This window comes from Enterobacteriaceae bacterium ESL0689 (genome assembly GCA_029433525.1).
GTDB lineage: Bacteria > Pseudomonadota > Gammaproteobacteria > Enterobacterales > Enterobacteriaceae > JAQTIF01.
This window is the reverse complement of sequence record JAQTIF010000001.1, coordinates 365,851-390,630: the sequence shown is the minus strand read 5'-3', so window position 1 is coordinate 390,630 and position 24,780 is coordinate 365,851. Positions and strand designations below refer to the sequence as shown.

25 protein-coding genes are annotated in these 24,780 nt (G+C 46.4%); 12 read left to right on the top strand and 13 right to left on the bottom strand.

The window, feature by feature from the left end; genetic code table 11:
• Window positions 1-27: 27 nt before the first annotated feature.
• Window positions 28-702 carry a DNA utilization protein GntX gene (gene gntX, locus PT300_01905; GenBank protein MDF7679435.1) on the bottom strand — a complete coding sequence of 225 codons (675 nt, stop codon included), beginning with the start codon at window positions 700-702 and terminating at the stop codon, window positions 28-30.
• Between the two features lie 44 nt (window positions 703-746).
• On the opposite strand from gntX, the gene bioH reads away from it, so the two are divergent.
• Complete coding sequence (bioH, locus tag PT300_01900) at window positions 747-1,550, top strand: pimeloyl-ACP methyl ester esterase BioH (GenBank protein ID MDF7679434.1); 804 nt, start codon at window positions 747-749, stop codon at window positions 1,548-1,550.
• A 27-nt stretch (window positions 1,551-1,577) separates the two neighbouring features.
• On the opposite strand, the gene feoC is transcribed toward bioH, so the two are convergent.
• Genes feoC through feoA form a run of 3 tightly spaced genes read right to left on the bottom strand, consistent with a single transcriptional unit; the run spans window position 1,578 to window position 4,391 of the window.
• A complete protein-coding gene (gene feoC, locus PT300_01895; protein MDF7679433.1) occupies window positions 1,578-1,817 on the bottom strand; it encodes a [Fe-S]-dependent transcriptional repressor FeoC in 240 nt (79 codons plus the stop codon).
• A gap of 9 nt (window positions 1,818-1,826) precedes the next feature.
• On the bottom strand, window positions 1,827-4,145 hold the full coding sequence (feoB, locus tag PT300_01890) for a Fe(2+) transporter permease subunit FeoB (GenBank protein MDF7679432.1): 2,319 nt from the start codon (window positions 4,143-4,145) through the stop codon (window positions 1,827-1,829).
• A 3-nt stretch (window positions 4,146-4,148) separates the two neighbouring features.
• Complete coding sequence (gene feoA, locus PT300_01885; GenBank protein MDF7679431.1) at window positions 4,149-4,391, bottom strand: ferrous iron transporter A; 243 nt, start codon at window positions 4,389-4,391, stop codon at window positions 4,149-4,151.
• Between feoA and PT300_01880 the strand changes: the two genes are divergently transcribed.
• The 8 genes from PT300_01880 to PT300_01845 all read left to right on the top strand — a co-directional run bounded on the left by PT300_01880 (window position 4,386) and on the right by PT300_01845 (window position 12,864).
• A complete protein-coding gene (locus tag PT300_01880; protein ID MDF7679430.1) occupies window positions 4,386-4,670 on the top strand; it encodes a hypothetical protein in 285 nt (94 codons plus the stop codon). The genes feoA and PT300_01880 overlap by 6 nt on opposite strands.
• A 211-nt stretch (window positions 4,671-4,881) precedes the next feature.
• A complete protein-coding gene (locus PT300_01875) occupies window positions 4,882-5,115 on the top strand; it encodes a hypothetical protein (GenBank protein MDF7679429.1) in 234 nt (77 codons plus the stop codon).
• A 653-nt stretch (window positions 5,116-5,768) separates the two neighbouring features.
• Window positions 5,769-6,038 carry a hypothetical protein gene (locus PT300_01870; protein ID MDF7679428.1) on the top strand — a complete coding sequence of 90 codons (270 nt, stop codon included), beginning with the start codon at window positions 5,769-5,771 and terminating at the stop codon, window positions 6,036-6,038.
• A gap of 599 nt (window positions 6,039-6,637) precedes the next feature.
• The gene (locus PT300_01865; GenBank protein MDF7679427.1) at window positions 6,638-6,877 is read left to right on the top strand and encodes a hypothetical protein; all 240 of its coding nucleotides are present in this window, start codon (window positions 6,638-6,640) and stop codon (window positions 6,875-6,877) included.
• 669 nt (window positions 6,878-7,546) lie between these two features.
• A complete protein-coding gene (locus PT300_01860; GenBank protein MDF7679426.1) occupies window positions 7,547-7,786 on the top strand; it encodes a hypothetical protein in 240 nt (79 codons plus the stop codon).
• A gap of 739 nt (window positions 7,787-8,525) precedes the next feature.
• Window positions 8,526-9,800 (top strand): HlyD family secretion protein, encoded by a 1,275-nt coding sequence (locus PT300_01855; protein MDF7679425.1) that lies wholly within the window; start codon window positions 8,526-8,528, stop codon window positions 9,798-9,800.
• Window positions 9,793-11,889 (top strand): peptidase domain-containing ABC transporter, encoded by a 2,097-nt coding sequence (locus PT300_01850; GenBank protein ID MDF7679424.1) that lies wholly within the window; start codon window positions 9,793-9,795, stop codon window positions 11,887-11,889. The genes PT300_01855 and PT300_01850 overlap by 8 nt, the downstream gene beginning before the upstream one ends.
• Before the next feature lie 130 nt (window positions 11,890-12,019).
• A protein-coding gene (locus tag PT300_01845; GenBank protein MDF7679423.1) for an IS5 family transposase occupies window positions 12,020-12,864 on the top strand; the annotation gives its coding sequence in 2 pieces (ribosomal slippage) (window positions 12,020-12,365 and window positions 12,365-12,864; 846 coding nt in all).
• A 131-nt stretch (window positions 12,865-12,995) separates the two neighbouring features.
• On the opposite strand, the gene PT300_01840 is transcribed toward PT300_01845, so the two are convergent.
• From PT300_01840 to PT300_01825, 4 genes are all read right to left on the bottom strand, one after another.
• Window positions 12,996-13,841 (bottom strand): protein bax, encoded by an 846-nt coding sequence (locus PT300_01840; protein MDF7679422.1) that lies wholly within the window; start codon window positions 13,839-13,841, stop codon window positions 12,996-12,998.
• A gap of 96 nt (window positions 13,842-13,937) precedes the next feature.
• Complete coding sequence (selB, locus tag PT300_01835; GenBank protein MDF7679421.1) at window positions 13,938-15,776, bottom strand: selenocysteine-specific translation elongation factor; 1,839 nt, start codon at window positions 15,774-15,776, stop codon at window positions 13,938-13,940.
• On the bottom strand, window positions 15,773-17,161 hold the full coding sequence (selA, locus tag PT300_01830; protein ID MDF7679420.1) for an L-seryl-tRNA(Sec) selenium transferase: 1,389 nt from the start codon (window positions 17,159-17,161) through the stop codon (window positions 15,773-15,775). Before selA ends, selB begins: the two co-directional genes overlap by 4 nt.
• Window positions 17,162-17,371: 210 nt before the next feature.
• Entirely contained in the window at window positions 17,372-17,584 is a 213-nt protein-coding gene (locus tag PT300_01825; GenBank protein MDF7679419.1) for a hypothetical protein, read from the bottom strand.
• A gap of 377 nt (window positions 17,585-17,961) precedes the next feature.
• On the opposite strand from PT300_01825, the gene trmL reads away from it, so the two are divergent.
• Window positions 17,962-18,435 carry a tRNA (uridine(34)/cytosine(34)/5-carboxymethylaminomethyluridine(34)-2'-O)-methyltransferase TrmL gene (trmL, locus tag PT300_01820; GenBank protein MDF7679418.1) on the top strand — a complete coding sequence of 158 codons (474 nt, stop codon included), beginning with the start codon at window positions 17,962-17,964 and terminating at the stop codon, window positions 18,433-18,435.
• A gap of 45 nt (window positions 18,436-18,480) precedes the next feature.
• Here the strand turns inward: trmL and cysE are convergent, their stop codons facing one another.
• From cysE to PT300_01795, 5 genes are all read right to left on the bottom strand, one after another.
• Window positions 18,481-19,302, bottom strand: coding sequence for a serine O-acetyltransferase (gene cysE / locus PT300_01815; GenBank protein MDF7679417.1), 822 nt, complete (start codon window positions 19,300-19,302; stop codon window positions 18,481-18,483).
• Between the two features lie 40 nt (window positions 19,303-19,342).
• Entirely contained in the window at window positions 19,343-20,380 is a 1,038-nt protein-coding gene (gene gpsA, locus PT300_01810; GenBank protein ID MDF7679416.1) for an NAD(P)H-dependent glycerol-3-phosphate dehydrogenase, read from the bottom strand.
• Complete coding sequence (gene secB / locus PT300_01805; protein MDF7679415.1) at window positions 20,380-20,847, bottom strand: protein-export chaperone SecB; 468 nt, start codon at window positions 20,845-20,847, stop codon at window positions 20,380-20,382. The genes gpsA and secB overlap by 1 nt, the downstream gene beginning before the upstream one ends.
• A 57-nt stretch (window positions 20,848-20,904) precedes the next feature.
• The gene (grxC, locus tag PT300_01800) at window positions 20,905-21,156 is read right to left on the bottom strand and encodes a glutaredoxin 3 (protein MDF7679414.1); all 252 of its coding nucleotides are present in this window, start codon (window positions 21,154-21,156) and stop codon (window positions 20,905-20,907) included.
• A gap of 96 nt (window positions 21,157-21,252) precedes the next feature.
• Window positions 21,253-21,684, bottom strand: a complete 432-nt coding sequence (locus PT300_01795) for a rhodanese-like domain-containing protein (GenBank protein ID MDF7679413.1) — start codon at window positions 21,682-21,684, stop codon at window positions 21,253-21,255.
• A gap of 243 nt (window positions 21,685-21,927) precedes the next feature.
• Here PT300_01795 and gpmM point away from each other — a divergent pair, with 243 nt between their 5' ends.
• A complete protein-coding gene (gpmM, locus tag PT300_01790; protein ID MDF7679412.1) occupies window positions 21,928-23,472 on the top strand; it encodes a 2,3-bisphosphoglycerate-independent phosphoglycerate mutase in 1,545 nt (514 codons plus the stop codon).
• Between the two features lie 8 nt (window positions 23,473-23,480).
• Window positions 23,481-24,752, top strand: coding sequence for a murein hydrolase activator EnvC (envC, locus tag PT300_01785; GenBank protein ID MDF7679411.1), 1,272 nt, complete (start codon window positions 23,481-23,483; stop codon window positions 24,750-24,752).
• The last annotated feature ends 28 nt before the right edge of the window (window positions 24,753-24,780 follow it).

Below are 24,780 nucleotides of genomic sequence, written 5' to 3'. Positions count from 1 at the left end.
GGTTATTATACGCCCATAAACAGAGGGCTACAAGGTACGGCACAGACACCATACCTGAACGCTTAGCGCGCCGTTTTGTAATAGCAGGCGGCAAATTTCCGCCACCGTACTACCGGTGGTCACGACATCATCCACCACAGCAATATGTTGATTCTGCACCGATATTGTCAGCTCAAAGGCATGCTTCAGATTTTGTTTACGCTGGTGTGCTGAAAGCTTATGCTGAGGACAGGTAGCGTGGCGGCGGCGTAGCGCCGTACTGTGCCATGCGCAATGTCGCCAGTGTGCCAGTGGGCGACACAGTTCATCACTTTGGTTAAAACCACGCCACCACTGACGACGTTGCCACAATGGTACGCTGATCAGGCGATCCGGGCGGACTAATCCCTGACTGTGGCGAATACGTAACAGCAGCAGCCGAGCCAGTGCGGGGGCGAGTTCAGGATGACGGGTGAATTTTAACCGATGGATCAGACGACTCAGGGGAGGCTGATAGGCATTTACCGTGATCAGCCGTTGCCACGGTGGTGGTTTTTGTATACATCGGCCACAGGGAAAAGCTGACGTTGTCGCAGGCAGTCCACACTGAGGACAGAGTGGTTGCGGATGGATAAGGGAGGCGCTACAACGTGAGCAGATCCCCCAGTGAGCGATAGCAAGCGGCATCTGGCATAGCCAGCATAAGCTGTGCACGGTTAGCATAACGTATTTCTTCTCTTCGGTGAGCGATAAGGAAACAATAACGGATGAACGATGTCTGGTGGCAAACAATCGGTGAGGGAAATTGTCATCTTGTGCTGTTACACGGATGGGGACTGAATGCCAGAGTATGGGATTGCCTGATCCCGCGATTGAGTTCGCATTTTACCTTACATCTGGTGGATCTTCCGGGCTATGGTCGCAGCAATGGCTTTGACGTTTTATCACTGTCAGAGATGGTGCCGTTGTTGCTCAGGCATGCACCAGAGCGAGCAATTTGGCTGGGCTGGAGTCTTGGTGGGCTGGTTGCCAGTCAGGTGGCCTTATCTGCTCCAGAGCAGGTACAGGGACTGGTAACGGTTGCTTCTTCCCCCTGTTTCTGCGCCAATAGCGAGTGGCCGGGAATAAGTGCTGCCGTGCTGAATAGCTTTCAGTTACAGCTATATGAGGATTTCCAGCATACGGTGGCACGTTTTCTGGCTTTGCAAACATCAAGGACAGAAAAGGCGCGTCACGATGCCAGCGTACTGAAGAATGCGGTGCTGTCCTTGCCGATGCCGTCAGTAACCGTATTGAATAGCGGCCTGGAGATCCTCAAAACGACAGACTTACGCCAGCCGCTGACGACATTAACGCTGCCATTCCTGCGTCTGTATGGGCGTCTTGATAGCCTGGTGCCACGTAAGATCATTCCCTGTCTGGACGCATTATGGCCACATAGTCAATCTGTTATCTTTGATAAAGCGGTTCATGCGCCGTTTATTTCACATCCTGAGCAATTTTGCACCACATTGATCACGCTAAAAGAGACGCTTTTGCGCCATTCCGGCGCTGGAGCAGCACCCGGTTAGCGATATAATCCGCTGGCTGACAGCGGATTATTGTCGTAGCGCCCACCACTCCCGCAAACAGGCTTTTCCTTCCGGGCAGCTTTTACAGCTACCTGACAGGCAACCTTCAGTATCTTCTGTCAGACGTACCACTTTGCCCATGGCCTCCAGGCGGCTTAACATCGCATCGATCAGAGGCTGCGGTGTATGCAGACTGGCACTGAGTTGCTTCGACTGCATCCGCCCCTGCAGAGCCAGCATATTACAGACTTCGATCAATGACGCCATTATCATCTCTTAGTGGCACTCTTTCCCTGAACTGGAGCAACAGGAGGCTGGCGTTTTATCCGCGGCCAGCAACGTGGTGGTCAGTCGGCTACGCGCACGACGCAACAGGCTGATAACCACAATATTGAACAGTACCACGGTCAGAATGCAGATCAGACTATAACGTGGATGCTGACTGAAACTGGTGGTTTGATAGTATAGCGCAGAGAGCGACCAGGCAGCATCCAGTCCCCAGAGAATGGAGAACCACATCCAGCCACGGCTGGATTCACGGGTAATCGCCCCCATCACTGAGATACACGGAATATAGAGCAACACGAAAATAAGATAGCTGTAAGCCGCGGCAGCACTGCCGAATTTATGGCTCATCACGCCCATGGCGCTGGTTTCCATTTCACCATCGCCTTTACTGGCTTCAATCGGGTTCGCCAGTACGCTGAGCGTAAAAGTGTCCTGCAGACTCTGTCGGGTATCATCCAGCGCTGCCAGTAGCTCTTCGCCGAGATGAAAGTTTTGCGGATCAAAGTCTTCACTCTGAATATTCTCTGCGGTATAGAGGGTGTTCAGTGTTCCGACCACCACTTCTTTCGCCATCGCGCCGGTAAATAATCCAACGGTCGCCTGCCAGTTATCCTGCTGGATGCCGATCGGCTTAAACAGTGGCGTAATCACGCGGCTGACCGAGGCCAGCGCTGAATCGTTGATGTTATCTACCAGCTTGCCGTTAAGAGAAAAGCTATTCAGGGCGCTGATAAAAATACTGACGATGACGATAATCTTACCGGCGCGGACGACAAAACCTTTCAGGCGTTGCCAGGTCTGAAGCACCAGACTTTTGATATTTGGAACATGATAGACCGGGAGTTCCATCACGAAGGGGGTGGCTTCACCGCGCATGATGGTGTATTTCAGCATCAGACCGGTCAAAACCGCCATTACGATACCGAGAATATAGAGCGAAAAGACAATCAGCGCACCATGCTGCCCGAAGAAGGCGGCAGCAAAGACGGCAAAGATTGCCAGCCGGGCACCGCAGGACATAAAAGGAGCCATCATAATGGTCATCAGACGTTCACGCGGGGCATCCAGGGTGCGGGCACCCATAACCGAGGGAACATTACAGCCAAAACCGACAATCAAAGGTACAAAAGATTTCCCTGGTAGTCCGAGCGATTGCATCAGCCGATCCATAACAAACGCCGCACGCGCCATATAGCCGGAATCTTCAAGAAAAGAGAGAAACAGATACATCATGCCGATTTGTGGCACCAGTGGCAGCACGGTATTGATGCCGCCACCAATTCCTTTCGCCAGAAAGATGGTCAGCCACTCCGGCAGATGCAGGGTATATCCCAGCCACTGAATGCCATGGATAAAGATAGCGACCGAACCGTCATCGAAAATCGGTTGTAGCGCGCCGCCAATATTGATCGCCAGTAAGAACATCAGATACATGACCAGCAGAAAAATAGGGAGCCCCAGCACCCGGTTAAGGATAATTTTATCCATCGCGATGGTAAACCGGCTCGGTTCGGCAGTCAGGGTATTGCTGACCGCATCGCAGATCGCGGCAATGCTTTGATAACGGGCGTCGGCAATATGCAGGGCGGGATCATCAATTTCACGACTGAGATGGCTGAGTGTTTCCTCCAGCTTGTGTCCGGCATCACCAACATAAGCGCGGCTGTAAATATCGCCTTCCAGCATCTGTAATCCCAGCCAGTAGCGTTGCCGTTGCGGTATATTCTGATCCATCGCCTGTGCCAGATTTTCTGCTGCCAGCAACAAGGGCTGTGGATAGTGAACCCGCTCACAGGGTTCATTTTGCTGATGGCGGTCAATAGCCATTTTTAAGGCTGGAATGCCACGACCACGGGTAGAAACCAGCGGGATAACCGGACAGCCCAGACGGTTAGCCAGCGCATCGACATCGATACGGATTTTTTGTTTTTCAGCAATATCCAGCATGTTGAGGGCAACGATGCAGGGAATACCCAGTTCCAGCAGTTGCAGGGTAAGATACAGGTTGCGTTCAAGACTGGAGGCATCGACGACGTTAATCAACATGTCGGCCTCACCGCTAAGGATGTAGTGACAGGCGATCTGTTCATCCAGCGAGGTTTGCGCTGAGATAGTGGTCAGTGAGTAAGTGCCGGGTAGATCGACCAGCGTGACCTGGTAATCGGTGGTTATAAAGGTGCCTTCTTTACGTTCTACTGTCACCCCGGCCCAGTTACCGACACGCTGGCGTGCGCCAGTTAATTGATTGAATAATGTGGTTTTACCGGAATTTGGGTTTCCTACTAAACCAATGGTTAATTTTTTCATACTTCAGATAGTTGTCCCCGATGGTACGACGGCTTCCAGCTCGATTAAATTAAGATCTTTTTTGCGCAATACCAGATTAACATGGCGGGTTTCGATATGAACCGGATCCCCCAGAGGTGCTATGCGAACGATACGAAATAAAGATCCTGGCAACATGCCAAGAGATAACAGTTTTTGACGATAGGCCGGGCTTATATCGCGCGAAAATCCGGTTATTTTCCACGTACTATCAGGCGTGAGTTGCATAAATCCTGCTTAATTTCTGTTTTCATGGCTCATCCCATAAGAGTTATTCTACGGGCCATTCTGGCTGCTGATCATGACCGCAAACCGGATCTGGCGCTGTGTCAGTTATGGTTTTTGTGGGCTGACATGATCAAATATCTGCGCCAGGAATGCCTGCCAGGAGAGACTCTTAGCGCTGGGGATGTTCGAAACCTTCGCGTGCTCAGGGCAGGCAAGGTTTCTCTGCATTATGTTCCAATACCCGATAATGATAATAAGAATGGTTTTTATCTTCAATAAATAAATACTATAAATGTGAATAACGATAACATTCTTATATAACATTGATTTTATTTAAAAAATAAGGAAATTTAATTGATTTTTCAACATAAAATGTGAATAAATATTTTATTTTTTAACATAATGCAAAGCATGATCACATTTTATAAAGTGAATAAAAGTAACTGTTTGTTACGTCAGAGATTGTTCATCAAACAGGGTGGGAGCACGGATGTTGCTACCTGTTCTCTGGCTGACGAAACAGAAGAGGACTAATGATATCCGCTACCGTAATCCGGACAGGAATCAGGCGGTAAACAAGGGATGGTTTTCCGTGAGCGAAACGCTGATGGCTGAGAAAAGTGTCCTGTTTAACTTCAGCGCGACAGTGTCTTTATTCCGACTGACTGCGTCTGGTGGGTCAGGCTTTATAACACACTGGTTTATCAGTATGCCGGGAGAATAATGACATAATATTTTATCATTTTTTATTATCTATAACTTTTTATAGCAATATATTTCTATTTCAATAGAAAGTGATAATTTTTAGATTAAATATCTGACTCTATCTCATGTTAAATGATAAAAATATGAATAAAGAAAGTATTAAGAAACAACAACGCCTGTGTGGTTATGATTTTCAATCATCAGCATTGCCAGCATAAAAAATGTATTTTATTAATATTAAAGAATATTAATCTAATTTTAACGAATCAACTAATTGATAATCAGTAGATGAGCTTGAGGGATCTCAGTACTTAATTCTATAGATAATTGATTTTTATATATTTCATTAATTCAGTATATCGTTTCTTCTACATTTAATGATTGTCAGGGATTAATATTTTTATGAAAAATAATTAACTTGCATTTTATTTATCCCCCGGCATACTAAAGTACGCTAACTAATTGTTCCGAATAGCATACTACTCAGTAATATATGATCAATACATGACTGATTCTTTAATGCTATGAAATTTTGATATCAGAAATATTTCGACAGTGAGCTGGCGGTTGCTTATACCGAAAGACTTATGCTGAATATAATGATATCAGGAGAGGATTGCTTTTAGTTAGCCATATATAACATTTTATTATTTATAAAAGGTGAATATATTTATGAAAGAACTAAATGTTAATGAAATGGAAATGGTCTCCGGAGGCTGCTTTGGTGGCGGTCATGGTGGCGGTCATGGTGGTGGTCGTCCAGGTTGCTCAGGAAATGGTGGCTGGGGCGGTTCATGGGGTGGTGGTTCATGGGGCGGCGGTTCATGGAGTGGCTGCGGCAATGGTTCATGGAACGCTAGCGGCTCATGGAATTGCGGTAATGGCGGCAATAACAAACCTCAACCTGAACCTAAACCGCCTGTTGAGAATTACCACTGGTAATTATTTAACAGATTAAATCTGTATAAGGGCCTGACATCAGGCCCTTAGATCAATCGTTTTCATTACAGATATTTTTGTTCTTCGCGGAAGAGTTTATCTGGGGCAGTTCTTTTTTTCTTATCCAGGCAACATTCTGCCATCCTTGCTGACGATACATCTACTTTATTTTGCTGCTATATCGCTAATCAGATTAAAAACCGGGGCTGTCAGGTTATTTTACTTACTATTTTGATCCAGGTCAGTGCTCGAAATCCTTACGTACTCCGTGTACGCTGCGGTTTCTTCGCGCTGTCCTTGTCCAGACCGGCTGCGTCAATAACGCCTGGTGGCTCAGGCTCTAAGTGCCAGGAAATAATCTATCAGATATTTCTGTTTCTTAAAGATATCACTCAAAATAATCTTGTATACCTACGAATAATAGAATATTTTATTAACTATCATAAAGTTATCCATATAATAATTTCTTTTTATCAGGTCTGGTACGGCAATATAATTAGCTATTTAATGATTAGCTTGTATTTTAGTAGTGCAGTGGTATACTGCCTGCGAATTGTTGGACATAAGTAGTATCATTTTTATATAACACAGGAAAATATATTATGAGAGAATTATGTAACAACGAAATAAAAATAGTCTCTGGTGCCGGGATTGTGACCGATAACCCTGATTTTCAGGCAGCAATGAACTCATACGATAATGGATGTAATTCACTGGCAACACAATATCCAGATCTGGCACCGGCAATCAGTGGTGCGAATCAGATCATGCATGGTGTGGCAAGCATTATTGATTCCGCATTTACCAATGCATGGAAAAATATTCTGCAGCTCCTCGGTTAAACAGCACCGTTGTAACAAGAGCCTGGTCTCAGGCTCTTATATTTTTCTTGCCAGCCATAACTGCAATAGTCTAATTCTGAATTTACAGAATTAACAGGTACTGCTGGGCCCCAGAATGGCAGGAGCAATCGTTCTGATAAGGTTGGCTCCAGGTTATTATTATACCTTTCTCTACTATTATTCTCTTCTGGAATAACTATGATATGGCCTCTGTTTTATGGCCATCATTATCAGCGTTCAGTTTATTATCTCAATAATACATGGAAGGATAGCGTATCTGTTTCAGATACAGTCCATCCGTTTTGCTTAGTGTACGATTTTATATATGGTTCAAAATTTTAATTAGTTAAATAAACTAAAATAAATAAACACTATAAACATAAAGTCTGTATTATATAAGGATTCAGGAATATTATCTGTAAGTTAACTGGCTGATTAACTAAAAAATCGTTTCATGGTGCTCCAGTTGCACGATCAATTAATGTTATATCTTATTAATTATTATGGGTTTTATATCGGTACAACGTCACCCTCATGACAACATGATAAGCTAATGGTTAGTGCGATATTAATAATCTTGCAATTTAATATTGTCGCGGTATGCTAACTACCGCAGTAGGATATCAATAGCATTGTTTTTATATTTATTAAGTGAGGGGTAAACATATTATGAGAGAGTTACACAACAGCGAAGTAAAAATGATCTCAGGTGCTGGTATTATTTCTGACCTGCCAGGCTACCAGGCATACATGGATAGATTTGATATGGTATGTAGCCATATCAAAGATTACTCAAGCAGCCTTACTGGCAGTGTTGATCGGGTTAATAAATTTGTTCATGGCATGGCTGATATTATAGATACAGCTGCCACTAATACGCAAAACAGTATTAATGACCTTATTTCCTGAGTCATTCTGATACAATATAAAAGCCTGATGCCTGGCATCAGGCTTTTATGTCGTAATGAATGAGAAGATAACAAACTTGCTTATGGATGATTAATATTTATACAGTAATTATTGTTTTAATCAGTCAGGTTCACCGATAAACATATCTATTGTATTCATAAACTCTGTATTATATCTCTTTTCCAGATAATTAATTTTAATTTTAATGATTAACCAACTAAAAATTTTATCATCGGCCTTGTATGCATTAATGATAAATGGTGTATCTTATTGATTATTATATATATTATCTCATTTTATGGCTGTCGCCATCACATATTGCTGCACTAATAATATAATAATGTACCATACATTAATATCCTTGCATTTTAATGGCATCAAGGTATGCTAGCGTCAAAAGCCAGGCGTAGACCGCATTGTTTTATATAGTTAAAATAATTCTGTTGTTATATAGAGAATAACATCGAATTTAAAGCTCTCGCCATTATTATAATTTTTAAGATTAATCCTGATGATGGTGAAATGACTTAATTTTTTTAATGAACTGAATAATAAGTTAGAATAATGTTAAAATAACGGGGTGTTTAATAACCTGATATCAAGTCTCTCTCTGAAATTCATCTTGCTCGCAGATGTTTTTCTTTATATATCTTTTATCAACGAGTTTAGTGTTCAGCCCACCAGACTGGCTGCGTCAATAATGCCTGCTGGGATAGGCTCTTAATTAAGGATATCAACTTTGTTCCGTCAGCAAGCTTTAGAAAACAGGAAGATGAAATGGCGCGGACGGGCTATTTTATTACCCGGATTGCCGATGTGGTTAATTATGTCAGGATGTATGATATTTTTTGTGGCTTTTCTGACATTTATTACCGTTGGTTCGTATACCCGTCGCATCAATGTCAGCGGGGAAATTACAACCTGGCCACGCGCAGTCAATATCTATTCTGGAGTACAGGGGTTTGTGGTAAAGCAGTTTGTCCATGAAGGACAGACTATCCAGAAAGGAGATCCCATTTATCAGATTGATGTCAGTAAAAGTACCCTTAATGGTATCGTCAGTGATAATCAGCGCAAAGATATCGAAAATCAGATTATTAGCGTAGATAATATTATTACCCGACTAGAGGAGAGTAAAAAATTTACTCTCGACGCCCTCGAAAAACAACGTTCACAATATGAATCAGCTCTGCAACGTTCATCAGATATTATCAAGCAAGCAGAAGAAGGGATACGTATACTGAAAAACACTATGGAGAGTTATAAGCAATATCGGGCCAAAGGTCTGATCAATAAAGATCAGCTAACCAATCATATTGCAATATATTATCAACAGCAAAATAATCTGCTCAATCTGAATAGCCAGAATGAACAAAATGCGCTACAGATCACCAGTCTGGAGAGCCAGATTCAGACCCAGGCGGCAGAGTTTGATAATCGTATATACCAGATGGAACTACAACGATATGAGCTAAAAAAAGAGCTGGTTGATGCTGATGCCAGTGGAGAAATTATTATTCGGGCATTATCTGCTGGAAAAGTAGATTCGTTAAGTGTTACGGTTGGACAAATGGTTAATGCCGGAGACAGCCTTTTACAAATTATCCCTCAGGATATCAAAAATTACTTTCTTATTCTCTGGGTGCCAAATGATGCCGTTCCTTATATTAAAACCGGAGATAAAGTCAATGTTCGGTATGAAGCTTTCCCGGCACAGAAATTTGGTCAATTCTCAGCAATAGTCACAACCATATCCAGAGTACCAGCTTCACCTCAGGAGATGATAACCTATCAGGGTGCTCCCAAAAATACCATCGATAATACTGTCCCCTGGTATAAGGTTATCGTGAAACCAGACCAGCGGTTGATTAAGTATGATAATCACGTTCTCTCACTGGAAAATGGTATGAAAGCACAAAGTACGTTATTCCTCGAAAAAAGACATATTTATCAATGGATGCTTTCTCCCTTCTATGATATGAAATATAGTGCTACAGGACCTGTCAATGAGTAATGGAATTTTTAAACGCATCGTCAATCAACTTGATATAAAATGGCACCGTCGGATTCCGATTATTCATCAAACCGAAACCTCTGAGTGTGGTCTGGCATGCCTGGCAATGATTTGTAGCCATTTCGGTAAAAATATTGATCTGATATCGCTTCGCCGACAGTTTAATCTTTCCGCTCGTGGTACCAGTCTTGAAGGAATTACCAGTATTGCCGAACAATTGGGTATGGCAACACGTGCACTATCACTGGAGTTAAATGAATTAGGTGAGCTAAAAACCCCCTGTATTCTCCACTGGGATTTTAGTCATTTCGTCGTACTGATTAATGTAAAGCGTCATCGCTTTATTCTGCATGATCCCGCCCGTGGAAGAAGAACGGTCGGACTGGAGGAAATGGCGCGCTATTTTACTGGCGTAGCACTGGAAGTCTGGCCGGGAACTCATTTTTCAGCTGAGACGGTACAAAATCGTATTCATATCCGGTCATTGATTAATAGCATTTACGGTATTAAAAGTACGCTGGCAAAAATATTCTGTTTGTCAGTCATTATTGAAGCCCTTAACCTTGTGATTCCAATAGGAACACAACTGGTGATGGATCATACTATTCCGTCAGGAGATAAAGGATTATTAACGCTTATTGTATCTGGTTTAATGTTCTTTATTTTGTTACGTTCAGCCACAGGTATGATTCGTGCGTGGTCTTCCCTGGTGATGTCAACGCTGATCAATGTACAATGGCAATCAGGGTTATTTAATCATCTGTTACGATTACCACTGGGATATTTTGAACGCCGTAAGCTGGGCGATATTCAGTCACGTTTTAGCTCACTCGATAGTCTGAGAGAAACGTTCACTACCGGTATACCTGGCGCCATCATGGATGGCATTATGGTGATCGGTGTAACGGTGATGATGATATTATATGGTGGTTCGCTTACCTGGGTGGTATTCGGATTTACTATAATTTACGTGTTTATTCGTATCGGCACATATAGTTATTATCGCCAGTTATCGGAAGAAACCCTTGTCCGGGAAGCGAGAGCCAGTTCTTATTTTATGGAAACACTATATGGTATTGCCACCATAAAAATACAAGGGATGGCTGAGCGACGCGGCATGCACTGGCTGAACCTGAAAATTGATGCGATCAATACGGGTATTAAATTAACAAAAATGGATCTGCTGTTTGGTGGCATAAATACCTTTGTGGCCACTTGTGATCAGATAGCTATTTTATGGTTAGGCACCACGCTGGTGATCGATAACCAGATGACAATAGGTATGTTTATCGCCTTTGGATCTTTTCGTGATCAATTTTCTGAACGCATCTCATCGTTAACCAATGTCCTTCTGAAACTGAAGATGATGAGCTTGCATAATGAGCGTATCGCTGATATTGCCTTACATGAAAAAGAAGAGAAAAAGCCTGATCTTAATATTGCGATAAATATGCAGCCGGTATCACTGGAAACGGTTGACTTAAGTTACCGCTATGACAGCCAGTCTGCACCTGTATTCAGTCATTTGTCACTCTCGGTTGCCGCCGGAGAAAGTATCGCGATAGCGGGGGCATCCGGAGCCGGGAAAACGACATTAATGAAAGTATTATGTGGCCTGTTTATCCCAGACAGCGGTAAAGTTTTAGTTAATGGTACAGATATCAGACAATTAGGTATCAATAATTACCATCGTATCATTGCCTGTGTCATGCAGGATGATCGCCTTTTTTCCGGTTCAATCCGGGAAAATATCTGTGGGTTTGACGAAAAGATAGATGAAGAATGGATGTTTGAGTGTGCCAAAGCCAGTTATATTCACGATGTTATAATGAGAATGCCAATGGGCTATGAAACACTGATCGGTGAATTAGGTGAAGGACTTTCCGGCGGCCAAAAACAGCGTCTTTTTATTGCTCGCGCCCTGTATCGTAAACCAGGAATATTATTTATGGATGAAGCCACGAGTTCACTGGATACAGAAAGCGAAAGTTTTGTTAATGCAGCAATAAAAAGCCTGAATATTACCAGAATTATTATTGCACACCGGGAAACGACGCTTAAAACCGTTGACAGAAGGATTATTATTTAGAGCATGCAGGCTATTTTACTTGTTATTCTGGCTCTGGACAGGGCGCAAATTAGCTTACGCTGTAGGGTGTGTCCCGTAACTATTTTTTGTACAATCTGGTATCTGTCTCACTACAGGAAGTCCTTTAGATATGGCTCGCTACGATTTCCCGGATGAGGCGTGGGCACTGATCTCTCCCATGCTGCCACCTGAAAAAGCCTCTTCCAGAGGGGGACGCCCTTATTTTTCTCACAGACACGTCATGAATGGCATATTCTGGATCCTTTGTTCCGGTGCCCCATGGCGGGATTTACCTGAACGTTACGGCTGCTGGAAAACGATATATAACCGTTTTAACCGGTGGTCAAAAAGTGGCGTAATGAACAGTATTTTCAATAAATTACTTCAGATACTTGATGAAAAATCGTTGATTGACTGGGATGTCATCGCACTTGACGGAAGTAACATCAGGGCCCTGAAAGCGGCTGCGGGTGCAAAAAAAAATATCCCGATGACTCAGATGACCATGGGCTGGGTCGCTCACGCGGCGGCTTTGGCACCAAAATCCATCTGGCAACAGATGGTACAGGATTACCCTTAAGTTTCTGCCTGAGCGGTGGGCAGGCTCACGAAAGTCAGTACGCAAAACCCTTACTCAGACAAATCGGTGTTATTCGAAAAAGTGGTTGTCTGAAGTCGCGCCCCAAAGCTGTGCTGGCGGATAAAGGATACTCAGGCGGTAATCTTCGTATTTATTTAAAAACGAAGGGAATAAAGGCAGTTATTCCTTTCAAATCAAACGAAAAAGCAAGCCGTGATGGTCGTCGAGCGCTGGATCGTCAGTTATATAAAAAGCGCAATGTGGTGGAACGCTGCTTTGCAATACTGAAAGAAAACCGTCGAATAGCCACGCGCTCAGAAAAAACAGCCAGAAACTATCTGAGCATGCTAAAACTGGGGGCAATCAGGTTGTTTTTAAGGCGCTTGTTAGGTTAAGGGACACAGCCTAGTTTCTCCGCGCTGTCCGTATGTCAGTAACGCCAGGCAGAATGGACTGCTGGTGTTTCATTAATGGTTTGTGCCGGATTCTGCTCTTCCCCGCCAGATAACTCCGGTATTTTTGATTATTACAGATGCGCGGCAATCAACTGCTGATTATGCTGATACATGGTGAAGAGATAGCTATTGTAGCTCGACCCTCTGGTTGAGTAGCTCTCCAGCTTATGAATCATCGTACTGGTTGTCACTTCCTGATCCATTTTACGTAACTGAGCACGGGATTGACGAAAGGAGTGATAGGCCGGATGGGTATTCAGGTTGGTCACGTAAGCCTGCACTGAGTGCTCGACAGAAGCAAACTGAGAATAACCTTTTATTTCTCCCCCGCACTGACTACTACCGCATTTCATACCAAACAAATTATTATTGATGCGCGCCAGTTTAGATGTTCCCCAGCCGCTTTCTGCCGCCGCCGTCGTCGCAACCATACTGTCAGGGATGATATCCACACGCTCCATCAGTGTATTCCACGGAATATGTCGGGTATTCCCCGACCAGCGCACTTTATAACGTGAGGCTATCTTGCTCAGACGGGCACGATCAGCCGATGACCAGTGTTTATCGGACTGTTTGGTGATCAGCCAGTTTCGATCTGCAGTAATCACCTGACTCTGTCTGGTAATATGGGGCATAACGGTACGGAGGAATGCTTTTTTACGTGGTGTCCCGGAAGGATATTTTCGCAAATCAGGCAGCGAATGACGGGTTATATTCTTGCCAGAATGCGCTTGTTGTTCACTGACCTTAACGTTATTTTTCTTTGTTTTGTTTTTCCTGACGTTATTTTTCTTAGTGATTGCGGCATTCTGGCTCTTTGTTGTTGTCTGACTGGCAGCCAGCGTATTGGCTGAAAATACACCAATGACTAACATCAGTAGTGCTGCCCCATAGCGTCGTCCGAGTCCTGTTATCATCGTCTCTCCAGATTAAGGGCCTGACCCATCAGGCTATTTTAGCTCCTGGTATTCTAACAGATATCACTGGCTCACTGAATATCGTCTGATTTTCACTCAGGAGAAGAGTACCTTATCACGTAAAAAGTGCTGATTACCACGACGGAGTGTAAAGCCTGTGCGATCAAAATATTCAAGGATCTGGATCGCCAGCTTGCGGCCAACATTCAGTGTATCGCGAAAGTCTGCCGCACAGGTCGATCCCTTGCTCTGATCCAGTTCACGAATCATTTTTGCGAATGCAACAATACGTTCATGACGGTAATAGCGATCTTTAACAATCGCGGTAATCAATCCTTGCTGTGCAGCCCGACACAGCAAGGTACGCATCAGTGACTCTTCAACATTCACGGCTTTCGCCAGATCGCGTACCCACCAGGGGTCATCAGTAAACAGCTCCACCACTTGTTGCCAGATTTCCTGTTGTTCAGCGCTGAAACCGATTTGGTATTCCGGCAGATGTAGCCAGCCACGATGGCTACAGATGATCCCATTAGCACGCATTTGCTCAATCAGAAGTAATACCAGCGCTTCATCTTCCACTGGCAATGCCATACGCCGCAGACGTTCACGTCCAGGTCCCGGCTCATCGGGATATCGATGATGATAATCAGCCAGTGCCGCCAATAATTTTTCCTGCCAGCGTGCCGCCAGTGATGTACTGAGCACTCGCTGCCCTGCCTGCACATAATCAATATGTTGCAGCAATGTCGCGAGACCTTGCTGATTAAGCTGGCGTGCCCAGCTAAATGTATTCAGACACACCGCGCCGCGTTGCAGGTTGGTATTGAGCGCCTGAAGATCATCCGTCGTCAGTGCCAGTTCATGCAGCCACTGCAGGTATTCCGCTTTACGTTTACCACGGTGTGGCGGGTTTAACTTTATCACTCTTGCTCCGGCGAGCGTGGTACGGGCAGAGATATCACGTAACACCAGGCGATCGTTATCCGCAAGCCATAACGGGCTATCCAGTACCAGTTCGGCAAGGTTGCCCTCCAGCAACGAGATACGCCCGGTAATATGGCTCGCCGCATGATGAAGATGCAATGGTTGCCATTGGGTTAGCGGACGATGACATTGCAGCTGAACAATGGCGCGTTGCGAGGCTTCGGGTGGCTGTACGGATAACAACCAGTCACCCCGGTTCAGCGCCTCTTTTGTCACACTCCCTGTTATATTCAGTGCGATACGTTGTCCGCCACAGGCTCGTTCAGCGGGCTGATTCTGCGCATGCAATCCACGCACACGTATCGGTTTGTTCACTCCGGTCAACCATAATGTATCACCGACATTAACTGCACCGCTCAGGGCCGTACCAGTGACGACTAATCCCACCCCTTTAACGGTAAAAGCACGGTCAATGGCCAGACGAAAACGCTGATGTTGTCGGTGTATAGGTTCCGGCAGTTGTTGCAGATGATGACGTAATGCATCAATACCCCGATGTGTTGTCGCCACGGTGACAAAAAACGCTGTATTCGAAAAACCAAATTCTGCCAGCACCGCTTCCACATCGGCACGCACTTCACTCACCCGCGCGCACGTAACCCGATCAGCTTTTGTTAGCGCCACCGTCAGTGTGGGATGACCAGTTAATTGCAGAATAGCCAGATGTTCGCGGGTCTGTGCCATCACACCATCATCGCAAGCGACGACCAGCAAAGCATGATCAATGCCGCCCACACCGGCCAGCATATTAGATAAAAACTTTTCATGACCAGGAACATCGATAAATCCCAGGACACGCCCATCCGGCTGGGGCCAGTAGGCATAACCGAGATCGATGGTCATCCCGCGCGATTTTTCTTCCGGCAGGCGATCGGCATTAATGCCAGTGATCGCCTGTAACAGTGTGGTTTTACCGTGATCAACATGTCCAGCCGTGGCAATAATCATTGTAAAATCATCTCGATAAACCTGGGTTCGTCTTCCAGACAGCGCAAGTCCAGCCACAAGCGACCCGCATAAATCCGCCCGAGGATCGGCATCGGCAACTGACGCCAGCCTGTTGCCAGGGCGGCTAACTGACTGTCATGCCCATGATGCGGCGTCAACGTCAACGCAAATCCGGGTAACCGATCAACCGGCAATGAACCACTGCCGATCTGTGACTGACAGGCTTCTATCCGGATGTCAAAATCAGTATACCGCGATGCCAGTAAGGGTTGTAAACGTTGTGCCTGATCATAAATCTCCCCGGCAGTACGAGTTAACAGACGTAATGTCGGCAGATTATCAGGTAACGTTTCGGGATGCAGATAGAGGCGTAATGTTGCCTCCAGTGCCGCGAGGGTCATTTTATCCGCCCGTAAAGCGCGTTTTAGTGGATGTTGCTGCAAACGGGTAATCATCGCTTTATTACCGACGATAATCCCTGCCTGTGGCCCTCCCAGCAGTTTATCTCCGGAAAAGCTCACCAGATCCACCCCGGCGGCGATCATCTCCTGTGGCATCGGCTCTTTTGGCAGGCCATAGCGACTTAAATCAATCAGTGAGCCACTGCCCAGATCAACCACCACCGGGCGTTGTGACTCACGGCCAACCGCGACCAGCTCTGTCGCATCCACCGCAGTAGCAAAGCCCTCAATGCTGTAGTTACTGGTATGGACTTTCATCAACAGCCCAGTATTGTCATTGACAGCCTGTTGATAATCTTTGCGGTAGGTACGATTGGTGGTGCCGACTTCATGTAAAACGCAACCTGCCTGGCACATAACATCGGGGATGCGAAAAGCACCGCCAATCTCAACCATTTCGCCACGCGACAGTACCACTTCTTTACCCGATGCCAGTACCGTTAATATCAGCAAGACCGCTGCTGCATTATTATTGACAATACACGCATCCTCCGCACCAGTAAGACGACACAATAAATCTGCGAGTGCCTGATCACGATGACTGCGCCCGGCAGCATCCAGACTGTACTCCAGAGTAACGGGCACACGCATTGCTTGTGTTACCGCCTCTACTGCTGCAGGTGCCTGAATCGCGCGACCAAGATTAGTGTGCAATACCGTCCCGGTCAGATTGAAAACCGGACGTAACGCACTGCATGTCGTTTCGGCCATCCGCCGCTCAGCCTCTTGCGCCCAGTTGTCACACCAGGCGGGTAATCTCTGTTGCTGAACAATAAACGCCCGGGCTTCATGCAACATCTCACGCAGTAATGTCACCATCTGAACATGGCCATAATGCGTCAGCAAAGCTGAAAAAGCGGGCTCATGAAGTAAGCGGTCAATAGCCGGAAGGCGGGTGTAAAGTGCATGAATATCAGTTGTCATCAATAGCCCTGGCAGTCAGTTATTTTTCCCCTCAGCCAACAGGAGAGGGCATTAACTATCAGCGACGATTGTAACGCTTGCAGGAAAAAACTGTTACCCGCCCAGACGTATTCATCAGCGGTTTATCACATGACGCTTGAATAATAAGTGATCGAGACTGGCAGGTTATAACCTGCCAGTGACTCAGCTAACAATGGTGTTTTCGATCAATCAGCTTTTATGCTGATGACTGACCGGACGATACAAGTGCCGGTAATGTTCCAGACGATTTAAAAACAGTGCTTCTTTATTTTGCGGCACATCGGGTGGTATATGTTGTGAAGGAGGAGATTTTTCTAAATACTCCATAAAAGCCTGGCTTGACGCCATAAAATCAATTGATTTATCAATTACATATTGTAAACCATCACCTGTTTTCATCATCATACCCTCATCTGCCAGGAGAGAATGTTGTCAATCAATAACCAGCAAAAAAACATGCACAATCTGACACTCAGGGCGGTTATCCTCTCAGATGTCATTGCTGAAAGATTATAGTTCATATCATGTTTTAGAGCCTGGCCGCTAACAGGCCAGATCCAGAATGAGCCTGATGAATCCGGCACAATCTGGCGCTAATTCTGCTATTCTGCCCCGATGTTTAAGAGCCTATCCCATTAGGCTATTTTACTTGCCATTTTGGTCCTGGGTAGTGCTCGAAATCCTCATGTACTCCATGTACGCTGCGGTTTCTCCGCGCTGTCCGTATCCAAACTGGCTGCGTCAATAACGCCTGGTGGGCCAGGCTCTAAGGGGGCAGCATGCTAAATATTGTACTATTCGAACCAGAGATCCCACCGAATACCGGGAATATTATCCGTCTGTGTGCTAATACCGGTTTCAGCCTGCATATTATCGAACCGATGGGTTTTAGCTGGGATGATAAGCGATTACGACGTGCCGGGCTGGATTATCATGAATTCGCGACAGTTCAGCGTCATCATGATTATGCCGCCTTTCTTAAATCAGCAAAACCGCCGCGGCTGTTCGCCCTGACCACGAAAGGAACACCAGCACACAGCGCCGTCGATTATCAGGAGGGCGATTTTTTAATCTTTGGCCCGGAAACACGCGGTTTACCAGCTTCCCTTCTCGACACGCTACCCGCCACACAGAAAATTCGTATTCCAATGACAGCGGGCAGCCGGAGTATGAATCTGTCAAATGCGGTATCAGTCGTGGTGTATGAAGCCTGGCGCCAGCTTGGTTATCCTGGCGCTGTTCTGCGCGATTAACGATATCCCCGGCAAAAGCGTTGATTTGTCGTCATATCGGTAAAATTAAATGCCATCGCCATACTCAAACGTATGGCGGATACCGTTAAAACGCTGATCCATATCCATCGCCGGTTTATCGCTCTCTGGCGTACCGACAATACGTGCCGGAACACCAGCAACGGTTGTATGTGGTGGTACAGGCTGCAATACGACCGACCCGGCACCAATTTTCGCTCCGCGCCCAACCTCAATATTACCCAGAATTTTGGCACCAGCACCAATCATCACCCCTTCACGAATTTTAGGATGACGGTCACCGCAGGTTTTTCCCGTTCCTCCCAGGGTCACGGATTGCAGGATAGATACATCGTTCTCAATCACGGCTGTTTCTCCGACGACAATACCGGTAGCATGATCCAGCATGATCCCCTGGCCAATCTGTGCCGCAGGGTGAATATCTACCTGGAAAGCAATAGAAATTTGATTTTGCAGGAAAATCGCCAGAGCATAACGTTTCTGCTGCCATAACCAGTGACCAATACGGTAGGCTTGTAAGGCATGAAAGCCCTTTAGGTACAATAAGGGTGTCGAATATTTATCTACCGCGGGATCACGGGCACGAACTGCCTGGATATCGCAGGCGGCAGAAATAATCATCTCCGGATTAGCGGCATAAGCCTCTTCGACGATCTCACGAATAGTAATAGCAGGCATAATCGGCGTGGCCAGCTTATTCGCCAGCATATAACTGAGGGCATTACCCAGATTTTCATGCTTGAGTAACGTAGCATGATAAAAACTCGCGAGCATAGGCTCACCATCAGCCAAAACACGGGCTTCAGCCTTAATGTTATTCCAGACGACATCCCATTCTTCACAAGGCATAGCTCACTCCAGACGATAATTATTCCCGATCAGTTCGCTGCTAACCGGGCAAAACTGGCTGGTTGTTGATGCGTTCATCCTTGCATGCCCGACCCAATAAGGTCAATGCTGCCTTGCGGACATTTTTTCCCCGATATAATACCTGATATATTTGCTCAGTGATGGGCATCTCCACACCGAAACGCTGTGCCAGGATATGAACTTCCCGGGTATTGCGGTAACCCTCCACCACCTGACCAATCTTATCCTGAGCGCTTTGTATATCCACACCCTGCCCAAGCATCATACCGAAACGGCGGTTACGTGACTGGTTATCGGTACAGGTTAATACTAAGTCTCCCAGTCCTGCCATGCCCATAAAAGTTTGTGGATCGGCTCCTAATGCGATCCCCAGGCGTGACATTTCGGCCAGACCACGGGTAATCAATGCGGTGCGCGCATTAGCGCCAAACCCGATGCCATCGGACATTCCGGCCCCAATAGCAATCACATTTTTCACTGCGCCACCCAGCTGCACACCAGTAAAATCCGGATTGATATAGACGCGAAAATTTTTGTCACAATGCAGAAGTTGCTGCAAATCACGAGCAAACTGCGACTCTGTCGATGCCAGTGAAATGGCCGTCGGTAATCCTGCCGCCAGTTCTTTGGCAAAAGTCGGGCCAGAAATCACCGCCAGAGGCAGCGTTTTGCCTAATATTTCACGAGCCACATCCTGCAATAAACACCCGGTTTCTGCCTCCAGCCCCTTTGTTGCCCATGCCAGGCGCGTATCAGGGCGCATCAGTGGTTTGATCTGGCGTAACACCTCAGCAAAAACATGGCTGGGTACAACGAGCAAAATATTGTGACTGGCTGCTAGTGCCGCCGCCAAATCCTGTTCCAGTTGTAAGGTATCAGGAAATGGCACCGCAGGAAGAAAAGCGGCGTTACAACGATCCTGTTGTAACCTGGCGATATGTTGTGGGTCATGACCCCAAAGTACTACTTTATGGCCATTTCTTGCTAAGGTGATAGCCAGAGCGGTGCCGTATGAACCAGCACCGATAACCGTCATTGCAACATCAGGTGCGTTCATCAGGAATCCTGATGTTGTTCGCTATTTTCACCTGCTTGCTGTTGCAGATAGTTCATAAACAGCGCGTCGAAGTTGACGGGAGCAAGGTTGAGTTGCGGGAAAGTACCACGAGAAACCAGATTCGTTATGCATTCACGCGCATAAGGGAACAAAATATTGGGGCAGTATGCGCCGAGGCAGTGCGCCATCTGATTATCGTCAATGCCGGTAATGGAAAAAATACCTGCCTGCTGTACTTCACACAAAAATGCCGTATCTTCGCCCAGATTTGCGGTCACCGTAACACGTAGCACGACTTCAAAGACACCTTCTGCTAACTGGCTGGAAGCTGTGTCCAGATCCAGTTTGACTTCCGGCTGCCACTCTTGCTGGAAAATCTGTGGTGCATTCGGCGATTCAAAGGAGATATCCCTCGTATAAATACGCTGGATCTGGAAAGTCATTTCGCTACTGTTTTGTTCTGACATAAATAAACCTTTTCGTGTTGTCCTTAAAAAAGCTGTCCGCCCCGGAGGAAGACAATATTAGTGCAGCAGGGGATCAAGCCCACCGTGTGAGTCGAGCGCATACAAATCATCGCAGCCGCCGATATGCTGGCCGTCAATAAAAATCTGCGGTACCGTTTCCCGGCCACTACGCTGGATCATCTCTGCACGCCGTTCTGCATTACCATCGATCGACAGTTCATTGAACGTAACACCTTTACTGCTCAGCAATGCTTTTGCACGCGCACAGTATGGGCATGTCGCTTTGGTATAGATATCAATCTTAGCCATGATGCTACTCCTGTTCTTACCCTAAGCATTTTACATGACGCAGGCCATCCTTCACGCCTGAAGCATTGGTCTGCATTATAAAAACGATAAGGTAAATTATTTACCGCTCACCAGCGGAAGATTTTCGCTATTCCAGCCAGCGATGCCTTCTTTGAGTACAAAAACCTTTTCGAACCCAGCCTTGTTCAGCTCACTGGCAGGTTCCTGGACCTGCATACCTGTGCTATCTACAACGATAATAGGTTGCGCTTTGTGTTTTTCCAGTTTGCCAATGTTATTCGCTTTAATATCACCCGGTAACACATTGATAGCGCCGAGAATATGGCCTTTACGAAAATCATCAGACGAACGCAGATCGACAACCACAGCATCTTCTTTATTGATAAAGTGGATTGCCTGACCACAAGTCACCACTTTTATTTTTGACATCAGCCCTTTCACCGTGGTGTACAACACGGCTATCAGTAACGCAACCCATGCGATACACAAAACAGGATGGCGAGAGATAAACGGCATATATTCTTGCATAGCGGGTTTTAGCTTCCGGTTAAATGATACAAACAGGACAAGGAGTATACCTGTGCATGGCAGTAAATACAGCCAGCAGCCATGATGTAATCTCTTTTCTGCGTGCTATTACGAAAAATTTTCTCATCGTAACAGTTTGTTGCTGCTTTTTGCTTCCTTTCTTTGATCTTTCATAGTGCTTTGAACGATTCAGCTAAAGTAGAATCTCATCCATTTTTGGTCTTTGAGTATAAGGTTATTGCAATGTCGAATAATAAAAAGCCAATGGTACTGGTCATCCTGGATGGCTATGGTTATCGCGAAGATCCGCAGGATAACGCGATTTACAGCGCACATACCCCGGTGATGGATGCCTTATGGCAACAATGTCCCCATACTTTGATTGATGCTTCCGGTCTGGAAGTGGGCTTGCCAGATCGTCAGATGGGGAACTCTGAAGTCGGTCACGTTAATCTCGGCGCAGGCCGCGTCGTTTATCAGGATCTGACGCGGCTTGATGTCGCTATCAAAGAACGGACGTTTTTCACTAATCCAGTGCTAAGCGCGACGGTTGATAAAGCGGTTGCGGCGGGTAAAGCCATACATATCATGGGACTGTTATCTCCGGGGGGCGTTCACAGTCATGAAGATCATATTATGGCAATGGTCGCGCTGGCTGCAGAACGTGGGGCAGAGAAAATTTATCTGCACGCATTCCTTGATGGTCGTGATACACCACCCCGTAGCGCAGAAAAGTCACTGGCAAAACTGGCAGCGCAATTTGCAGCGCTGGGTAAAGGGCGCATCGCTTCCATTATTGGTCGTTATTATGCGATGGATCGCGATAATCGCTGGGATCGCGTTGAACAGGCCTATGATCTGATCACCCTGGCACAGGCAGAATTTCAGGCTGCTACGGCGGTAGAAGGCTTACAGGCTGCTTATGCCCGCGATGAAAATGACGAATTTGTCAAAGCAACCGTCATTCGGGCGGCGGGTCAGGAAAATGCAGCACTGGAAGAGGGCGATGCCCTGATTTTCATGAATTTCCGTGCTGACCGCGCGCGCGAAATTACACGTGCCTTTATAGATAGCGATTTCGCTGGATTTGCACAGAAAAAACGCATAAAAACGGACTTTGTGATGCTGACGGAATATGCTGCCGATCTCAAAACCGCTTGCGCTTATCCGCCAGACGCGCTGGTCAATACCTTTGGCGAGTGGATGGCAAAACACGATAAAACACAGCTACGTATCTCTGAAACCGAGAAATATGCGCATGTCACTTTCTTTTTTAACGGCGGGACTGAACAACCCTTTGCGGGCGAAACACGCATTTTAATCAATTCACCGTCAGTCGCGACCTATGATATGCAACCCGAAATGAGCTCTGCCGAACTCACGGAAAAACTCCTTGCTGCTATCAACAGCGGACAGTATGACACCATTATCTGCAATTACCCCAATGGTGATATGGTCGGTCATACCGGGGTGATGGAAGCGGCAATTAAAGCCATCGAAACCCTCGATCATTGCATGGGGCAGGTAGCTCAGGCAGTGAAATCGGTGGGAGGGCAGTTACTGATCACCGCTGATCATGGCAATGCGGAACAGATGCGCGATCCGATCACCGGCCAGGCTCATACCGCCCACACCAATTTGCCGGTTCCGCTGATTTATGTCGGAGCTAAAAATGTAAAAGTTGTTGCCGGAGGCAAGCTTTCTGATATTGCGCCGACGATGTTATCGCTGATGGAAATGACAATCCCACAAGAGATGACTGGTAAGCCGCTGTTCATCGTGGAATAATCTTCCCTATGAAGGGAAATGCGAGTTATTCAAATACCGGGATCACGGTAATTATTCGATCCCTGCTTTACGCCAGTGCACTCAGTGCTGGCGTAATGCTGTCTGTCGCTTTTGCCGGCGACAACTATCAGGATCAGCTTAAATCCATTCAGGCTGATATTGTTATCCGGCAACAGGCGATTCAGCGGCAGCAGCAACGACGTACCACCATGCTCAGTCAGCTAAAAGCACAGGAAGTCACCATTTCCACCACCGCGCGTCAGTTGCGTGAAAATCAGGAAATTCTGAACCAGCTTAATCGCCAGATTGAAAAACTGAACACTTCTATCGCCAGTCTTGAGCAACGATGTGACGCGCAAACACGTACCTTATCAGCTCAGCTTGAGGCGGCGTTTCGCCGGGGACGCGATAGCGGAATACAGATGATCCTCAGTGGTGAAGAGGGTCAGCGTAATCAGCGTATACAAGCCTACTACGGTTACCTTAACCAGGCGCGTCAGGAAACCATTAGCCAGTTGCAACAGACGCGCCAGCAAGTCGCGGCACAAAAGAGTGCGCTGGAAAGTAAAAAGAACCAGCAACAGAAGCTGGTCTATGAACAACAAACGCAACAAACCAAACTGGAACAGACCCGCAAAGAGCGTAAGAAAACCCTCTCTGCCCTTGAGTCCTCGATCCAGAAAGGCCAGCAACAACTTAGTGAAATGCGAGCGAATGAATCACAACTGCGCAATCGCCTCACCCAGGTAGAGGCCGCTGCGCGACCCCGGGTGCAGCAGGAAGCTCGCGAAGTTCAGCAAGTCCGTGAGCGTCAACAGAATGCATCACGTCAAGGCACTGTCTATAAACCGACAGAAAGTGAAAATTCCTTAATCGCCCGCACCGGCGGTTTAGGCTCTCCGCGTGGCCAAAACTACTGGCCAGTTCGTGGCACACTATTACACCGTTATGGCGAACGGCTGCAGGGTGAACTCCGCTGGAAAGGCATCGTTATCACGGCTTCTGAAGGGACTGAAGTCAGAGCGATTGCCGATGGTCGGGTGATCCTTGCTGACTGGCTGCAGGGCTACGGTCTGGTGGTGGTTATTGAGCATGGTAAAGGCGATATGAGCCTTTATGGTTATAATCAAAGTGCGCTGGTCAATGTGGGCACCCAGATTCGGGCAGGGCAGCCGATTGCGCTCGTTGGTAACAGTGGTGGTCAAGAGCAGCCATCGCTCTATTTCGAAATTCGCCGTCAGGGGCAGGCGGTTAATCCACAACCGTGGTTAGGACGATAAATTTTGTGCACGGGTAAAGTTGTTATCA

What these genes read in the sequence shown, in the direction of transcription:
- PT300_01875 (MDF7679429.1), top strand. Translation starts at nt 4,882, where the DNA reads ATGTTGCTACCTGTTCTCTGGCTGACGAAACAGAAGAGGACTAATGAT.
- selA (MDF7679420.1), bottom strand. Translation starts at nt 17,161, where the DNA reads ATGACAACTGATATTCATGCACTTTACACCCGCCTTCCGGCTATTGAC.
- feoA (MDF7679431.1), bottom strand. Translation starts at nt 4,391, where the DNA reads ATGCAACTCACGCCTGATAGTACGTGGAAAATAACCGGATTTTCGCGC.
- PT300_01825 (MDF7679419.1), bottom strand. Translation starts at nt 17,584, where the DNA reads ATGATGAAAACAGGTGATGGTTTACAATATGTAATTGATAAATCAATT.
- envC (MDF7679411.1), top strand. Translation starts at nt 23,481, where the DNA reads ATGAAGGGAAATGCGAGTTATTCAAATACCGGGATCACGGTAATTATT.
- selB (MDF7679421.1), bottom strand. Translation starts at nt 15,776, where the DNA reads ATGATTATTGCCACGGCTGGACATGTTGATCACGGTAAAACCACACTG.
- PT300_01795 (MDF7679413.1), bottom strand. Translation starts at nt 21,684, where the DNA reads ATGCAAGAATATATGCCGTTTATCTCTCGCCATCCTGTTTTGTGTATC.
- trmL (MDF7679418.1), top strand. Translation starts at nt 17,962, where the DNA reads ATGCTAAATATTGTACTATTCGAACCAGAGATCCCACCGAATACCGGG.
- feoB (MDF7679432.1), bottom strand. Translation starts at nt 4,145, where the DNA reads ATGAAAAAATTAACCATTGGTTTAGTAGGAAACCCAAATTCCGGTAAA.
- PT300_01850 (MDF7679424.1), top strand. Translation starts at nt 9,793, where the DNA reads ATGAGTAATGGAATTTTTAAACGCATCGTCAATCAACTTGATATAAAA.
- PT300_01865 (MDF7679427.1), top strand. Translation starts at nt 6,638, where the DNA reads ATGAGAGAATTATGTAACAACGAAATAAAAATAGTCTCTGGTGCCGGG.
- cysE (MDF7679417.1), bottom strand. Translation starts at nt 19,302, where the DNA reads ATGCCTTGTGAAGAATGGGATGTCGTCTGGAATAACATTAAGGCTGAA.
- PT300_01870 (MDF7679428.1), top strand. Translation starts at nt 5,769, where the DNA reads ATGAAAGAACTAAATGTTAATGAAATGGAAATGGTCTCCGGAGGCTGC.
- gpsA (MDF7679416.1), bottom strand. Translation starts at nt 20,380, where the DNA reads ATGAACGCACCTGATGTTGCAATGACGGTTATCGGTGCTGGTTCATAC.
- bioH (MDF7679434.1), top strand. Translation starts at nt 747, where the DNA reads ATGAACGATGTCTGGTGGCAAACAATCGGTGAGGGAAATTGTCATCTT.
- PT300_01840 (MDF7679422.1), bottom strand. Translation starts at nt 13,841, where the DNA reads ATGATAACAGGACTCGGACGACGCTATGGGGCAGCACTACTGATGTTA.
- gpmM (MDF7679412.1), top strand. Translation starts at nt 21,928, where the DNA reads ATGTCGAATAATAAAAAGCCAATGGTACTGGTCATCCTGGATGGCTAT.
- feoC (MDF7679433.1), bottom strand. Translation starts at nt 1,817, where the DNA reads ATGGCGTCATTGATCGAAGTCTGTAATATGCTGGCTCTGCAGGGGCGG.
- PT300_01860 (MDF7679426.1), top strand. Translation starts at nt 7,547, where the DNA reads ATGAGAGAGTTACACAACAGCGAAGTAAAAATGATCTCAGGTGCTGGT.
- gntX (MDF7679435.1), bottom strand. Translation starts at nt 702, where the DNA reads ATGCTAACCGTGCACAGCTTATGCTGGCTATGCCAGATGCCGCTTGCT.
- grxC (MDF7679414.1), bottom strand. Translation starts at nt 21,156, where the DNA reads ATGGCTAAGATTGATATCTATACCAAAGCGACATGCCCATACTGTGCG.
- secB (MDF7679415.1), bottom strand. Translation starts at nt 20,847, where the DNA reads ATGTCAGAACAAAACAGTAGCGAAATGACTTTCCAGATCCAGCGTATT.